Below are 274 nucleotides of genomic sequence, written 5' to 3' on the forward strand. Positions count from 1 at the left end.
GTCTACAACGATCACGTCTTCGTCGCCGATCCGGCCTTGGGCAACATCAGCTTCACCCGGACGCGCTTCGAGGAAATCTGGGACCAGAACGTCCTGTTCGTGATCTTCCCGAGTGGGCAGGAGCCCCGCAACGCGCTGGCGCTGAACGATCGCGACATGCGCCTGGTGGACGACCGCACCGTCAGCCTGCTGGCGTTCCGCGAGTTTCCGCAGATCAACAAGATCACTGAAAACCAGGTCCGTGAGCTGGGCACTGGTGGCGACGTCATACACC

1 pseudogene is annotated in these 274 nt (G+C 61.7%); it reads left to right on the forward strand.

Going from position 1 to position 274, the window contains the following annotated elements:
• Positions 1-274, forward strand: a pseudogene (locus AAEZ18_RS18820) (hypothetical protein); the annotation flags it as partial.

The organism is Pseudoalteromonas sp. 19-MNA-CIBAN-0066, from assembly GCF_040308705.1.
Lineage (GTDB): Bacteria > Pseudomonadota > Gammaproteobacteria > Enterobacterales > Alteromonadaceae > Pseudoalteromonas > Pseudoalteromonas nigrifaciens.